Below are 13,872 nucleotides of genomic sequence, written 5' to 3'. Positions count from 1 at the left end.
TTCACATGATCCATTCGGACTCGCAATGGACCTCGCCGATGGCTTTTCCTGACGGCCCGGCAGAAATCCCGCCGGATGGGTAAGATGGATGGCTTTTTTCGGGCGACCGTGTCAGTCGAGGGGATACCGCTCCGCCCAGGAGTCGTTCACCGGGGGCTCCCCGGCCGTCCAGGCCGCGAAGTCGTCGGCGATTTCGGTGATGGTCTCGCGGCCTTCGAGGTCGGCGAGCCAGTCGGCGGGCAGGGCCCGCTGCCCGTGCAGGGCGCCCAGGAGGTTTCCGCAGACGGCGCCGGTCGAGTCGCTGTCGCCGGAGTGGTTGACCGCGAGCAGCAGCGCCTGCCGCAGTTCGCCCGGCCAGGGGTGGGCCAGCGCGCAGTAGACCGCGATGGCCAGCGCCTCCTCGGCGACCCAGGCCCCGCCGAGCGACTCGACCCGTTCCGGGCTCGGGTCACCCTGGGCGGCGAGGCGGACGGCGGCGCGCAGGGCCAGGCTCGTCTCCTCGTGGGAGGGGTAGTCCGTCAGCAGTTCGGCGGCCCCCCGTACGGCCTGGCCCAGCGGCTCACCGGCCAGCACGAGATGGATCATGGCGGCGAAGGCGCCCGCCGCGAGATAGCCGGTCGGATGGCCGTGGGTGATCTGCGCGCACCGGGCCGCGAGTTCGAAGGCGTGCCGGGCGTCCGGCGCGCCGTACCCGAAGGGGGCCGAGCGCATGACCGTGCCGCAGCCCTTCGAGCCGGGGTTGACCGGCCCCGGCTCGCCGAAGGGCGCCGGGGCCGCGGGGCCGTACGCGAGGCCGGACAGGCACGCGTTGCCCGGGGCCCGCCGCGCGTAGAGCCAGCCCTGCTCCCGCAGCCGGCCCGTTCCGTGCGGCCGGTCCCGCTGGGGCGCCGGGTACCGCTGGGTGTCCAGCCAGCGCAGGTAGGCGTGCCGTACGGCGGGGACGTCTCCGCCGCGGATCAGGCCCTCGACGGTGAACAGCGTCATCTGCGTGTCGTCGGTGACCAGGCCGATCCTGCCGCGGTGGTCGGGGACCAGGCCGGTCACCCCCGCGAAGCCGTACCGGCCCCGGATGTCGGTGATCGAGTCGAACTCGACGGGCGCGCCGAGCGCGTCACCCAGGGCACCGCCGAGCAGGCTGCCCCGCACGCGGCTGCGGTGGTCGGCGAGGTCGTCGGTGGAACGTCGCACGGTCATGATCCTCCTGCTCCCATGGGCCCGTAACTCTACGGGCTCTCCGCTGACCTCGGCCGATGCCTCCGGCCCGGCGGGAGCTTGGCTTCCCATGATGTGGCCTCCGCGCCTTGATGATCGAGATCCTGGCATCAGGAGGCTGGAAGTCATGACATTTCCGATCCCATGATGTGGGATACGGGTTGACGTGGATTAAACCTACCTGAAATATAGGAAATGTGTCGCGAGTACCCCTGACCCTCCGGCGGGTCGTCGATCTCATGCGCCTGGACAGCAGCCTCTGTCCGTGACGCGCTCCGTCCTCCACGTTGAGCCTGTCGACCTCTCCTCCTCCCGTCTCCGTGCGCCCACGCCCGTATGTCCGAGGGCCGCCGTTCCCGTGCGCCGGACACGTGTGTCTCCCCATATCCCGACCTTTCTCGTCTTCTCGACCTTCCAAAGGGGCCAGTCATCATGCGGACATCTCCTCCACGGACGCGCGCCGCGCTCGTGCTCGCGGCGCTGTCACTCACCGCCCTCACCGCCGCCTGCGGGGGAACCGGCTCGGGAGGTACGGCGGTCGCGGCCGCCGGGAACCCGGCGGGCAAGGACGGCGGAGCCGTACTCAGGATCAAGGACCCGGGCAACGCGGGACCGCTGGCGGTGGCCAAGAAGGAGGGAATCCTGGAGAGGCGGCTGGCCGAGGTCGGGGCGAAGGTGGAGTGGGGCGGCTCCTACGCCTCCTTCACGGCCACCGTGGACGCCGTCCGCTCCGGCTCGATCAACGTGCTCGAAGGGGCGATCTCCCCGGTCCTCGGCTACCTCGTCAGCAGCAAGGACATCAAGATCTTCGCCTTCACCGACCCGGAGACCGACGCCGCCGCGCCGCAGACCGACGGCCTCGTCGTCAGGCCGGACAGCCCCATCAGGACCGTCAAGGACCTGGTCGGCAAGCAGGTCGCCGTCAACAAGGGCGGACGTGGGGAGTATCTCCTGCTGCTCGCCCTCCAGGAGGCCGGGATCCCCGCCGACCAGGTCAAACGGGTCTACCTCAACCCCGACCAGGGCGCCTCCGCCTTCGCCACCGGCAAGGTCGACGCCTGGTGGGCGATCGTGCGGGCCTACCCCGAGGCGGTCGCCAAGGGGGCGCGGGTCGTCGTGCACGGCCGTGACCTGCCGGACAAGGACCTGAACATGCAGGCCGCCAGGACCGAACTGCTCACCGAGCACCCCGAGGTCGTCCGGGTCTACCTCAAGGTCCTGCAGGAGCTCACCGAGGAGGCCAGGCGCGACCCGGGTAAATTCCAGAACGTCTTCCTCACCCAGGGACCGACCGCCCTGTCCGGCGCCCGTCTTGAGGAGGAGAACGCCAAGTCCCGGTACGCCAACGTGCCGCGCTTCGCCACCCCCGCCGACGCCTCCTACGTGGCCGACGTGGCCTCGGTCTTCCAGAGGTACGGCGTGCTGCCGGGCGCGATCGACCCCAAAGCCGTGATCTTCGACCTCAAGCCCGCGTCATGACGCTGGAGAAGATCCCCACGGCCACACGGCCGTCCCCGCTCGAACCGCCCCGCTACCTGGGCTCCCGCAGACGCGCCCCCGGGCTGTCCGTCCCGCTGCGCCTGCTGGTCCCGCTGGTACTGCTGGCCGCCTGGTGGTACGGCACGGCCGGTGGCCTCATCTCCCCGGAGATCCTCGCCGGACCGGGAGCCGTCGTCGGGGCGCTCGGCGAGCTGGCCGCCACCGGGCAGCTCGGCGACTACCTGCTCGCCTCCGCACGGCGGGCCGGGCTCGGCGTGCTGGCCGGTGGGGGCGTCGGCCTCCTGCTCGGCGTGGTCGCCGGACTGTCCGTCCTGGGGGAGGAACTGGTCGATCCGACCATGCAGATGAAGCGGGCCGTGCCGTTCCTGGCCCTGGTCCCGCTGTTCATCTCCTGGTTCGGCGTCGAGGAGACGTTCAAGGTGGTCCTGATCGCGGTCGCCGCGGCCGGCCCCATGTACGCCTACACCTATCTCGGCGTCCGCGGCGTGGACCGGAAGGTCGTCGAGGCCGCCAGGGGCTTCGGGCTCACCGGGGCGGGACTCGCCTTCGGCGTGATCATCCCGACCGCGCTGCCCAGCGTCCTGATGGCCCTGCGCGTGTGCCTCTCGGTCTCGCTCACCGGCCTGATCGCGGCCGAGCAGATCGGCGCGACCGAGGGGATCGGCTACCTCGTCACGCTCGCCCAGCAGTACTACCGCACCGACTACATGGTCCTGTGCGTCGTGATCTACGCCGTGCTGGGCCTGCTGATCGACCTGGTCATCCGGGCCGTCGAACGGGTCGCCATGCCCTGGCGCGGGCAGGTGACGGCCCGATGAGCACCACCGCCGTGGACATCAGGGGGCTGCGCAAGGCCTTCGGCGCCAAGACCGTCCTGGACGGGATCGACCTGGAGATCGGGCGGGGGGAGTTCTTCGTCCTGCTCGGGCCGAGCGGCACGGGAAAGACCACGCTGCTGCGCATCCTGGCCGGTCTCGAACTCCCCGACTCGGGAACCGTCCTGGCGCCGCGGCGCCGTACGACCGTCTACCAGGAGCCGCGCCTGGTCCAGGCCCGCAGGGTGCTCGCCAACGTCGTCCTCGGGCTGCCCAGGTCGGCGCGCGAGGCCGGGCTCGCCGCGCTTGAGGAGGTCGGCCTCGCCGGGTACGGCGGGGCGTGGCCCGCGACCCTGTCCGGCGGGGAGGCGCAGCGGGTCGCCCTGGCCAGGGCCCTGGTCCGCGACCCGGAGCTGCTGCTGCTCGACGAGCCGTTCGCCGCGCTCGACGCGCTGACCCGCCTGCAGATGCAGGAACTGGTCGCCGAGCTGTGCGAACGGCACCGGCCCGCCGTCGTGCTCGTCACCCACGACGTCGACGAGGCCGTACGGCTGGCGGACCGGGTCGTGGTGCTGCGGGACGGCGCCTTCGCGGTCGAGCAGCCGATCGACCTGCCCCATCCGCGTGACCGCAACGACCCGGCGTTCATCGCCCACCGGCGGCTGTTCCTGTCCCATCTCGGCGTCGCCGCCGCCGCGCACTGACCACCCGAAGAACAGTACGGAGGACTCGCATGTCCGCGATCGACAAGATCTGGTTCACCCGTTGCCCGGTTCCCACCGCGAGCGGGCTGGCCTACAACCTGGGCTGGCTCGACGAGGAGTTCGGCGAGGTCGGCGTCCTGCAGGACGCGGGCCCCGAGCTGTCGGAACACCACTTCGACCACCGGCTCCTCGGGCTGTTCCGGGAGGGCGGGAACGTTCCCGCGCTGGCCGCCCGCTCGGAGGGGGCCCCGACCCGCCTGATCGGGCTGACCTGGATCGAGGAGTGGCAGTCGATCCTGGTCCGCCCCGACTCGGGGATCACCGACGCGGCCGGGCTGCGCGGTGCCCGCGTCGCGCTGCCGAGGTGGGCCGAGACGCGCGCCAGGAGCTTCCCCAGGGCGATGGCGCTGCACGGGTTCAAGGGGGCGCTGTCCCAGGCCGGGCTCGGCTTCGACGACGTGACGTTCGTCGAGGTCGGCCAGCCGAGGTCCGACGTCGGGCGGGGCGCCGCGGAACGGGCCTGGTCCTGGCCGGGCATCGAGGAACTGGCCGCGGGCGAGGTCGACGCGATCTACGTCAAGGGCGCCCGCTCCGCCGACCAGGCCAGGGAGATCGGCGCCGTCGTCGCCGTCGACCTGGACGCCGCGGAGGACCGCCGTACCCGCGTCAACAACGGCACCCCCAGGCCCATCACCGTGCACGAGGACCTGCTCGCCGAGCACCCGGACCTGGTCGTCGCCTTCCTGGCCCAGACGCTGCGGGCCGCGGACTGGGCGGCGGACAACCTGGAGGCCGTACGCGGCATCCTGGCCGCGGAGACCCGCTCGGAGGCGGACGGCGTCGCCACCGCCTACCGGGGCGACTTCCACCGTGGCCTCCACCCGGACCTGTCGCCGGAGCGGCTCACGCTGCTGGGGCGGCAGAAGGACTTCCTGCTGCTGCACGGCTTCCTCGCCGCCGACGTCGACCTCGACGCCTGGACGGCCCACGAGCCACTGGCCGCGGCGCGGGAACTGCTCGCCGGGCGGCGCTCCGACGGCCTTTGGACGGACGCGCCCGGCGAGGTGACGGCCCGGTTCGGCGGCGCGTTCATCGGGGAACGGCTGGCGGTCCGATGACCACGTTCCTGATCACACTGCCGACCCGCGACAACGGCGGGCGCGGGGCCAGGGCCGACCTGCCGGGCTTCGTCACCGACCCCAGGGCGCCCTTCGGCCCGTTCGACCACCTGCTGCAGGCGGGCAGGGCCGCGGAGCTGGCGGCCTTCGACGGCGCGCTGCTGCCCTTCGACCCCCGAGGCGAGGAGTCGCTGGTCGCCGCGGGGAGCCTGCTCAGGCAGAGCCGCTGGCTGCGGGTCGCCGCCGGGTTCCACCCCGGCGTCGCGACCCCCGTCTACGCCGCCAAGGTCTCGGCCTCGCTGCAGCGCTTCTCCGGCGACCGGCTCGACTGGCGGGTCGTCGTCGACCTCGACCCCGAGGTCGCCAGGGCGCAGGGCGACTTCCTCGAAGGGGCGGACCGCTACGCGCGGGCCGAGGAGTTCCTCACCGTCGCCAAGGGGGTCTGGACGCAGGAGGGCTACGGCTACGAGGGACGTTTCTACCAGGTGCTCGCCGGAGGCTTCCTGTCGCCGCTCGCCGGCAGGGCCTTCCCCAGGGTCCACCTGTCGGGGACCTCTCCGCAGGCCCTCGAACTGTCCGCGCGCCACGCCGACGTGCACGTCTTCGACCCCGGCGACGACTTCGAGGCCTCCGGCCTCCAGGGCGTCACCTACGGCCTGCGCCTCCCGGTGCTGGCCCGCGACGACGACGCCGAGGCCTGGCGGGCGGCACGCCGCCTGTGGCTGCGCGGCGGCGGCACCGAGGACACCCTGCCCGAACCCGACCCGCAGACCCGGCTGTGGAACGGCTTCCCCGGCCCCGGCCTCGTCGGCTCCTACGAGAGCGTGGCGGCCGGGATCAGGGACTACGCGGACCGGGGGATCGGCGCCTTCGTCCTTGAGGCGACGCCGTACGTCGAGGAGACCTATCGGCTCGGGGAGCGGCTGCTGCCGCTGCTGGTCAAGGAGAACAGCCATGTCCGTTGACATCTACTGGCGGATCGGCACGCACGGCGACCAGCCCTCGCTGCGCAGGAGGGTCGCCAGCCGGGGGGAGTGGGCCCCGGTCGTGCCGGGCAGCCTGGCCCCGGGAGTGCGGGACGGGCGGCGTGACGGCTACAGCTACGTCGAGCACATGGGGGACGTCGCCAGGGCCTCCGAGGTCTCCGGCTTCGTCGGCGGGCTGCTGCCCTCCTTCCCCAACACCGACGACCCGTGGGCGACGGCGGCGACGCTGGCCAGGGAGACGACGACCTACCGGTTCATGATCGCCTTCCAGCCGGGCTTCCTCCACCCGGTGCAGGCCGCGCGCATGTCGGCGAGCCTCCAGCGCGCGACGGGCGGGCGGGTCGTCTACAACGTCATCTCCGGTGGCGGCGGCCCCGACCAGCTCTGGTGGGGCGACAAGGTCGCCCACGACGACCGCTACGCGCGGACCTCGGAGTTCCTCGACGTGCTCAGGGGCGTCTGGGACGGCGGGCCGTACGACTTCGAGGGACGTTTCTACCGGGTCAGGGGAGCCGGGCTGCCCGAGGAGCTGACCGGGCAGCCGTTCCCCGAGATCTACTTCTCCGGGTCGTCGAAGGCGGCCATCGACGCCGCCGGGCGGCACGCGGACCACTACCTGTCGTGGCTGGAGCCCTTCCACGCGTTGAGCGAGAAGTTCGACCAGGTCAGGGCCAACAGCGACCGCACACCCAAGTTCGCCGTCCGCATCGACGTGCTCGCCCGCGAGACCGAGGAGGAGGCCTGGGAGGAGATCCGCAGAGGCTGGGACAACATCGACCCGTCGGTGCTCCGCGGCGCGACCGGCGACTCCATCGGCTGGCAGCGCAGCCAGTCGTTCGTCACCGGCGCGGTCAACGGCCACCGCGACCTTGAGGTCACCCCCAACGTGTGGGGCGGCTTCCACCTGCTGCGGGGCGGGCCCGCCTTCGGGCTCGTCGGCAGCTACGAGCAGGTCGCGGAACGGCTCGACGAACTGATCAATCTTGGCGTCGGCGCGTTCATCCTCGCCGGCGTGCCCCATCTGGAGGAGGCCTACCGCGTCGGCGAGAACGTTCTGCCGCTGCTGCGTGGCCGTGACCTCCGCGTCGCATCACCCCTACTGGAAGGAACACCCTCATGAGCGTCCGCGTCGGCTACTTCCCGCACAACAACTCGCTGTGGGTCCTGCGTCACCGGGGCATTCTGGAGCGCGCGATCCCCGACGTCGAGTGGGTCGACCTGCGCGACCTCCCGGCCGGTGACAGGACGGACCCGACCAAGGGCCTGCCCTCGGTCCACGGCGACCACCTCTTCGACGGCGGCTACGACTTCATCGGCACCGGTTCGACGCCGCCGGTCACCGCCCAGGGCAAGGGCCACGACGTGGTCTACGTGGCCGTCTCCGGTTCCCGCCACGAGAACGGCAGGCTGGTGGTGAAGGAGGACTCCCCGATCACCTCCCTGGAGGACCTGAAGGGTAGGAGGGTCGCGCTCGGGCACGGCTCCTGGCAGACGACGCTGCTGCTGTTCGCCCTCGACAAGGCCGGGCTGACCTGGAAGGACATCGTCCCCGTCGACGCCGGGGTGGACGCGGGCGAGTTGTTCCTCAACGGGGAGGTCGACGCCTGGGTCGGCTCCTACCCCTCGCTCAGCAAGGTCGAGGCGCAGGCGCCGGTCCGTGAGCTGGTCGCCACCGACGGGCTGTTCAGCCACCGTTCGCTCTGGTTCACCCGGCGTGACTTCGCCGAGAAGCACCCCGAGCAGCTCGCCGCGATCGTCGCGGCCCTGCAGGAGTCCGACGCCTGGATCACCGAGAACCATCGTGAGGCGGCCGGGCTGTTCGCCGCCGACGACGGCGGTGACCTCGACCACTGGGAGAACGCCCTGCGCAAGCGTCCCTTCGGGCTGCACCCGGTGACCGAGGAGTTCGTCGCCGAGCAGCAGCGCGCCGCCGACCTCTTCCACGCCAACGGCCTCATCGACCGGAAGATCACCGTCGCGGACGCCGTCGACCCGGAGATCGCCAAGCTGCTCCGGTGACAGCCGGGGAAAGGCCCCTCCGAGAGCCCGGAGGGGCCTTCCTCTGAATGGTTCTGTCAGGATTTTTCCGTCTTCCCGAGTGTCGTCGCTTTGAGCACCCGAACAGGGGTATGGCGTACCGCCACCGGGTCTCCGCGGCCCGACCGGCGCTGGTCCTCACCCGAGGAACCGCCACCGCAGCTCAAGGAGAGAACGATGGAGAAGTCCAACCCGGTCAAGGGTGTCATTGACAAGATCGCTGACAAACTGTCAGATCATTCGGCCGAGATTCCCGGCCGTCCGGGAAGCGAACCGCCGTCGGTCGACGAGCCGACCGAGCCCAGGGGCCGCTCAGGCCCAAGCCCGACCAGCACGGCCCCGATCCGTTCAGCGCCACGGGGCAGAGAGTGGACGTGTCCCCCGGGGAGCGGGCGCAGGGCGGTGACCGCCTCACCACGGCCCAGGGGCTGCGCCTGGCCGACACCGACCACTCGCTCAAGGCCGGTCCCCAAGGGCCGGTGCTGCTGCAGGACCACCACCTGCGTGAGAAGGTCATGCACTTCGACCACGAGCGCATCCCCGAGCGCGTCGTGCACGCCCGCGGCGCCGCCGCGCACGGCGTCTTCCGGTCGTACGGCACCGCGGCCTCGGTGACCAGGGCCGCCTTCCTCGCCAAGGACGTCGAGACGCCGGTCTTCGTGCGCTTCTCCACGGTCCTCGGGTCGCGGGGCTCGGCCGACACGGTGCGCGACACCCGGGGCTTCGCCACGAAGTTCTACACCGACGAGGGCGTCTTCGACCTGGTCGGCAACAACATCCCGGTGTTCTTCATCCAGGACGCGATCAAGTTCCCCGACGTCATCCACGCGGCCAAGCCGCATCCGGACCGGGAGATCCCCCAGGCGCAGAGCGCGCACGACACGTTCTGGGACTTCGTCTCCCTGCACACCGAGGCCACCCACCACACGCTGTGGAACATGTCCGACCGCGGCATCCCCCGCTCCTACCGGACCATGGAGGGCTTCGGCGTCCACACCTTCCGGCTGGTCGACGCGGAGGGGGCGACGACGCTGGTGAAGTTCCACTGGAAGCCCAGGGCCGGGGTGCACTCCCTGGTGTGGGAGGAGGCGCAGCTGATCGGCGGCGCCGACCCGGACTTCCACCGGCGTGACCTCGCCGACGCGATCGAGGCCGGCGCCTTCCCGCAGTGGGAGCTGGGCATCCAGGTCTTCCCCGACACTCCGGAGCAGACGTTCGAGGGCATCGACCTGCTGGACCCGACGAAGATCGTCCCTGAGGAACTGGCGCCGGTCCAGCCGATCGGCCTGCTCACCCTCAACGCCAACCCGGTGAACTACTTCGCCGAGACCGAACAGGTCGCCTTCCACGTCGGTCACCTGGTGCCCGGCATCGACGTCACCGACGACCCACTGCTCGCCGGGCGGCTGTTCTCCTACCTGGACACGCAGATCACCCGCCTGGGCGGTCCCAACTTCGGGCAGATCCCGATCAACCGCACGCACGCCCCCGTCAACGACATGCTGCGCGACGGCTTCCACCAGGACGCCGTGCACGCGGGCGTGGCGCCGTACAAGCCGAACTCGCTGGACGGCGGCTGCCCCTTCTTCGCGGGGGCGCACGAGGGGGGATACGTGGAGACGCCCGTTCAGGTGGCCGCGGCACGGAAGGTGCGTGAGGCTCCGGCGTCGTTCGCCGACCACTTCAGCCAGCCTCGCCTGTTCTGGCTGAGCCTGAGCCCGGTCGAACGCGAGCACGTCATCGCCGCCTACACCTTCGAACTCGGCAAGGTCTACGAGCAGGCGATCAAGGAGCGCAACCTGCGTGTTCTCGCCGAGATCGACCCCTACCTGTGCGAGCAGGTGGCGCAGGGCCTCGGCCTGCCCGTTCCGAAACCGGTCAACTCCCTGCCGGCCGTCGATCCGAGCCCGGCCCTGTCCCAGGTGGGCAGGACCTGGCCGACCACCGGCCGGATCATCGGCATCGTCGCCGACGGCCACGGCGACCTGGCGACGGTCGAGGCCGTCCGCCAGGCGGTCCTGGACGGCGGCATGGTGCCGCTGGTCATCGCCCCGGCCGGTGGCGTGCTCGGCGCGGACGGCGACGGCCCCGTAACGGTGCAGCGCACGTTCGTCACCGCCAGGTCCGTCGAGTTCGACGCCCTGCTGCTGGCCGGAACCCCGGCGCGGGGCAAGGACGCGGACGGCGCCAGGGACGCCAAGGCCGGGAACGGCACCGCGGGGGCGCCCACCGACCCGCGGGTGCTGCTCATGCTCGGTGAGGCGTTCCGGCACGCCAAGCCGATCGGCGGCTGGGCGGACGCCGTACAGGCGCTCACCGCCGCCGGGATCGATCCGGCGGCGCCCGGCGTGGTCGTCGGGGACGGCGGCGAGGCGGTGCTGGCGGAGGTCGTCCGCCTGCTGGGCGGGCACCGGGTCTGGGAACGCTTCCCCGTCCCGGTCGAACCCGTCTGATCCGCCACGCCACGAGGCCGGACCTTGGGGACCCCGAGGTCCGGCCTGTCGTTTTCCCAGGTCAAAGAGGGGGCAGCCTCTAGGCGAGGGAACGGGGGTCCCATGGCGCAGATGTTCGACCCGTCCGCGTACGGCCGTGCCGTCGCCGACGTCTACGACGGCGTCTACGGGACGACCATTCCCGACACCGAGTCCGCGGTGAACCGGCTGGCGGAACTCGCCGACGGGGGGCCGGTCCTGGAGTTCGGCGTCGGCACGGGACGGCTGGCGCTGCCGCTCGCGGCGCGGGGACTGGTCGTCGCGGGCGTGGACGGCTCGGCGGAGATGGTGCGGCGGTTACGTGCCAAGCCCGGCGGCGACCGTGTCCCGGTGACGCTGGGAGACTTCGCCACGACCCGGGTCGAGGGCGAGTTCGGCCTGGTCGTCCTGGCGATCAACACGATCTTCGCGTTGCCCTCGCAGGAGGCGCAGGTCGCCTGCTTCCGCAACGCGGCCGCCCACCTGCGCCCGGGGGGCCGGTTCGTGGTCGAGGCGTGGGTCCCCGATCCCGGGGCGTTCAGGGACGGCACGACGTTGCGTCTGCTGTCGCTGAGCGAGGAGAGGGTGCTGGTCGAGGCGGCGCGGCTGTCGGCCGCCGACCAGATGATGTACACGACGAAGGTCAACCTGACCTCCGACGGACTGAGGTTGCTGCCCGCCAACCACCGCTACGCCTGGCCCGCAGAGCTCGACCTGATGGGGCTGCTCGCCGGCCTGGAACGTGAGCACCGCTGGGCAGGCTGGGACGGCTCTCCCTACACCGACGACAGCCGCTCGCACGTCTCGGTCTACCGCTCGTCCCCGGGGAGGCCGTGATGCGGCTGCCCGCGCCGCGAGGCCCCGTCACCACGGTGCTCTTCGAACGGCTCACCCGCCCGCCCCACCCGTTCGACCCGCCGTCCCTCGGCGTGGAGGACGACGAGGACCTGCAGCTCGCGCTCTTCACCTGTTACGAGCTGCACTACCAGGGGTTCGAGGAGGTCGACGACGCCTGGGAGTGGGAACCGTCGCTGCTGGCGGTCAGGCGGACGCTGGAACGGCGCTTCGAGGAGTGGCTCGCGCGGACCGTACCGCCGCCCCCCACGACCGGGGAACCGGAGCGGGTCTGCCGTGCCCTGACCGATCTGGTCGCCGAGGCGGAGGGGCCGCCGCTCGCGGCGTTCCTGGAGAGGAAGGCCGGTCCGGACCAGTTCAGGGAGTTCGTCGTCCACCGCTCGATCTACCACCTGAAGGAGGCCGACCCGCACACCTGGGCGTTGCCCCGGCTGTGCGGCCGCGCCAAGGCGGCCCTGGCGGAGATCCAGGCCGACGAGTACGGCGGAGGCCGCCGGGAGCGGATGCACTCGGAGCTGTTCCGGGCCACGATGCGCGGGCTGGACCTGGACGACTCCTACGGCGCCTACCTCGACCGGGTGCCGGCGATCACGCTGGCGACCGTCAACCTCATGTCGCTGTTCGGCCTGCACCGCGCGCGCCGGGGTGCCCTGCTCGGGCACCTGGCGGTCTTCGAGATGACCTCCTCGCTGCCCAACCTCAGGTACGGCCGGGGCCTGCGGAGACTGGGCGGCGACGCGACGGCCTGCCGCTTCTACGACGAGCACGTGCTGGCCGACGCCGTACACGAGCAGATCGCCGCGCACGACATGTGCGGCGATCTGGCCGCCACCGAACCCGCCCTGACCGGCGACATACTGTACGGCGCCGCCTGCGCCCTGACCCTCGACCGCCTCTTCGCCGAGCACGTCCTGGACCGCTGGAGCCGGGGGACCACGTCGCTGCGCGAGGCGAGCCTGGCGGTGGGGAGCCCGTGACGGACCTGGACTACGTGCTGCCGCTGCGCTGGGAGGACGACTCGGGCCTGACGGAGCTGACCGGCTACCTGCGGTGGCTGGGGAGCCGGGTCCGCGTCATCGTCGTCGACGGCTCCCCGCCCGCGCTCTTCGACCGGCACGCCGCCCGCTGGAACGGCCTCGTCCTGCACGTGCGGCCCGACGCCGACCTCCGCTTCGCCAACGGCAAGGTCAACGGGGTGATCACCGGGATGCGCCTGGCCCGCGCCGAGCACGTGGTCATCGCCGACGACGACGTCCGTTACGGCGCGGCGGAACTGGCCAGAATGGACACCCTGCTGGAGACGGCCGACCTGGTCAGGCCGCAGAACCACTTCGACCCGCTGCCCTGGCACGCCCGCTGGGACACCGCCCGCATGCTGCTCAACCGTGGCTTCGGCGCCGACTACCCGGGCACCTTCGGGGTGCGCCGGTCGGCCTTCCTGAAGATGGGCGGCTACGACGGGGACGTGCTGTTCGAGAACCTGGAACTCATCCGCACGGTCCGCGCCAACGGCGGGCGCGAACACCGCGCGCACGATCTCTACGTCCGCCGTCTGCCGCCCTCCGCCGGGAGGTTCTGGTCCCAGCGCGTACGGCAGGCCTACGACGACCTGGCGCAGCCGCCCCGGATGCTGTTCTTCCTGGCCGTGCTGCCGGTGTCGGCCGTCGCCCTGCTGCGACGCAGGTACGGGGCGGTGCTGACAGGAGCCGCCGTCTGCGTGGGGGTGGCGGAGATCGGCCGCCGCCGGGCGGGTGGCCGGCGGGTCTTCCCCTTCACCGCCTCGTTGTTCGCCCCGGTGTGGGTGCTGGAGCGGGCCGTCTGCAGCTGGCCCGCTCTGGTGGCCCGGTTCCTCTGCGGCGGGATCCCCTACGCGGGGCACCGGATGCTGACCGCCGCGCATCCGGTTCGCGGGCTCGGGGAACGCGCTCAGAGGTCGGGTTCGCTCGTGGCCCGGAACCCGGTGGACTTGTGCGAGCCGTCGCAGAACGGCTTGGCCGAGGAACGCCCGCAGCGGCACAGCGCCACCGTCGCCCGGCCGGGGTCGATGACCTCTCCATCCTGAGTCGTCAGCGTGAACGTCCCCCGGAGCAGCAGCGGCCCGTCCTCACATGGAGTGATTATGGCGGGATAGTCCGTTTTGTGACTCATGGTGGGTTTGTGCCCGGCGAGGCGGG

The 13,872-nt window shown here is 71.7% G+C and carries 12 protein-coding genes and 1 pseudogene; 11 read left to right on the top strand and 2 right to left on the bottom strand.

Features of this window, described 5'->3' with window-relative positions:
• Positions 1–111: 111 nt before the first annotated feature.
• Complete coding sequence (locus tag ABZ463_RS07000; protein WP_362773870.1) at positions 112–1,194, bottom strand: ADP-ribosylglycohydrolase family protein; 1,083 nt, start codon at positions 1,192–1,194, stop codon at positions 112–114.
• A gap of 450 nt (positions 1,195–1,644) precedes the next feature.
• Here ABZ463_RS07000 and ABZ463_RS06995 point away from each other — a divergent pair, with 450 nt between their 5' ends.
• The 11 genes from ABZ463_RS06995 (at position 1,645) to ABZ463_RS06945 (ending at position 13,760) form a co-directional block, all read left to right on the top strand.
• The gene (locus ABZ463_RS06995) at positions 1,645–2,691 is read left to right on the top strand and encodes an NrtA/SsuA/CpmA family ABC transporter substrate-binding protein (RefSeq protein ID WP_352010446.1); all 1,047 of its coding nucleotides are present in this window, start codon (positions 1,645–1,647) and stop codon (positions 2,689–2,691) included.
• The gene (locus tag ABZ463_RS06990; RefSeq protein ID WP_362773867.1) at positions 2,688–3,530 is read left to right on the top strand and encodes an ABC transporter permease; all 843 of its coding nucleotides are present in this window, start codon (positions 2,688–2,690) and stop codon (positions 3,528–3,530) included. The genes ABZ463_RS06995 and ABZ463_RS06990 overlap by 4 nt, the downstream gene beginning before the upstream one ends.
• Positions 3,527–4,231, top strand: coding sequence for an ABC transporter ATP-binding protein (locus ABZ463_RS06985; RefSeq protein WP_362773864.1), 705 nt, complete (start codon positions 3,527–3,529; stop codon positions 4,229–4,231). The genes ABZ463_RS06990 and ABZ463_RS06985 overlap by 4 nt, the downstream gene beginning before the upstream one ends.
• A gap of 29 nt (positions 4,232–4,260) precedes the next feature.
• On the top strand, positions 4,261–5,349 hold the full coding sequence (locus tag ABZ463_RS06980; RefSeq protein WP_352010449.1) for an ABC transporter substrate-binding protein: 1,089 nt from the start codon (positions 4,261–4,263) through the stop codon (positions 5,347–5,349).
• The gene (locus tag ABZ463_RS06975; RefSeq protein WP_362773860.1) at positions 5,346–6,314 is read left to right on the top strand and encodes an LLM class flavin-dependent oxidoreductase; all 969 of its coding nucleotides are present in this window, start codon (positions 5,346–5,348) and stop codon (positions 6,312–6,314) included. The genes ABZ463_RS06980 and ABZ463_RS06975 overlap by 4 nt, the downstream gene beginning before the upstream one ends.
• Positions 6,304–7,455 carry an LLM class flavin-dependent oxidoreductase gene (locus tag ABZ463_RS06970; protein ID WP_362773857.1) on the top strand — a complete coding sequence of 384 codons (1,152 nt, stop codon included), beginning with the start codon at positions 6,304–6,306 and terminating at the stop codon, positions 7,453–7,455. Before ABZ463_RS06975 ends, ABZ463_RS06970 begins: the two co-directional genes overlap by 11 nt.
• Positions 7,452–8,354 carry an aliphatic sulfonate ABC transporter substrate-binding protein gene (locus tag ABZ463_RS06965; protein WP_362773854.1) on the top strand — a complete coding sequence of 301 codons (903 nt, stop codon included), beginning with the start codon at positions 7,452–7,454 and terminating at the stop codon, positions 8,352–8,354. The genes ABZ463_RS06970 and ABZ463_RS06965 overlap by 4 nt, the downstream gene beginning before the upstream one ends.
• 386 nt (positions 8,355–8,740) lie before the next feature.
• Entirely contained in the window at positions 8,741–10,825 is a 2,085-nt protein-coding gene (locus ABZ463_RS06960; protein WP_362773851.1) for a catalase, read from the top strand.
• Between the two features lie 102 nt (positions 10,826–10,927).
• Positions 10,928–11,680 carry a class I SAM-dependent methyltransferase gene (locus ABZ463_RS06955; RefSeq protein WP_362773848.1) on the top strand — a complete coding sequence of 251 codons (753 nt, stop codon included), beginning with the start codon at positions 10,928–10,930 and terminating at the stop codon, positions 11,678–11,680.
• Entirely contained in the window at positions 11,680–12,675 is a 996-nt protein-coding gene (locus tag ABZ463_RS06950) for an iron-containing redox enzyme family protein (RefSeq protein WP_362773845.1), read from the top strand. The genes ABZ463_RS06955 and ABZ463_RS06950 overlap by 1 nt, the downstream gene beginning before the upstream one ends.
• The gene (locus ABZ463_RS06945) at positions 12,672–13,760 is read left to right on the top strand and encodes a glycosyltransferase family 2 protein (RefSeq protein ID WP_362773842.1); all 1,089 of its coding nucleotides are present in this window, start codon (positions 12,672–12,674) and stop codon (positions 13,758–13,760) included. Before ABZ463_RS06950 ends, ABZ463_RS06945 begins: the two co-directional genes overlap by 4 nt.
• Here the strand turns inward: ABZ463_RS06945 and ABZ463_RS06940 are convergent.
• Positions 13,724–13,846: pseudogene (locus tag ABZ463_RS06940) on the bottom strand (hypothetical protein); the annotation flags it as partial. The gene ABZ463_RS06945 and the pseudogene ABZ463_RS06940 sit on opposite strands and share 37 nt — an antisense overlap.
• Positions 13,847–13,872 lie beyond the last annotated feature (26 nt).

The organism is Streptosporangium sp. NPDC020145 (assembly GCF_040631275.1).
Taxonomy (GTDB): domain Bacteria; phylum Actinomycetota; class Actinomycetes; order Streptosporangiales; family Streptosporangiaceae; genus Streptosporangium.
Note: the sequence above shows the minus strand (reverse complement) of the source record. Positions and strands in the feature narration are given on the sequence as shown.

What these genes read in the sequence shown, in the direction of transcription:
- ABZ463_RS06980 (WP_352010449.1), top strand. Translation starts at nt 4,261, where the DNA reads ATGTCCGCGATCGACAAGATCTGGTTCACCCGTTGCCCGGTTCCCACC.
- ABZ463_RS06965 (WP_362773854.1), top strand. Translation starts at nt 7,452, where the DNA reads ATGAGCGTCCGCGTCGGCTACTTCCCGCACAACAACTCGCTGTGGGTC.
- ABZ463_RS07000 (WP_362773870.1), bottom strand. Translation starts at nt 1,194, where the DNA reads ATGACCGTGCGACGTTCCACCGACGACCTCGCCGACCACCGCAGCCGC.
- ABZ463_RS06990 (WP_362773867.1), top strand. Translation starts at nt 2,688, where the DNA reads ATGACGCTGGAGAAGATCCCCACGGCCACACGGCCGTCCCCGCTCGAA.
- ABZ463_RS06970 (WP_362773857.1), top strand. Translation starts at nt 6,304, where the DNA reads ATGTCCGTTGACATCTACTGGCGGATCGGCACGCACGGCGACCAGCCC.
- ABZ463_RS06985 (WP_362773864.1), top strand. Translation starts at nt 3,527, where the DNA reads ATGAGCACCACCGCCGTGGACATCAGGGGGCTGCGCAAGGCCTTCGGC.
- ABZ463_RS06975 (WP_362773860.1), top strand. Translation starts at nt 5,346, where the DNA reads ATGACCACGTTCCTGATCACACTGCCGACCCGCGACAACGGCGGGCGC.
- ABZ463_RS06955 (WP_362773848.1), top strand. Translation starts at nt 10,928, where the DNA reads ATGGCGCAGATGTTCGACCCGTCCGCGTACGGCCGTGCCGTCGCCGAC.
- ABZ463_RS06950 (WP_362773845.1), top strand. Translation starts at nt 11,680, where the DNA reads ATGCGGCTGCCCGCGCCGCGAGGCCCCGTCACCACGGTGCTCTTCGAA.
- ABZ463_RS06995 (WP_352010446.1), top strand. Translation starts at nt 1,645, where the DNA reads ATGCGGACATCTCCTCCACGGACGCGCGCCGCGCTCGTGCTCGCGGCG.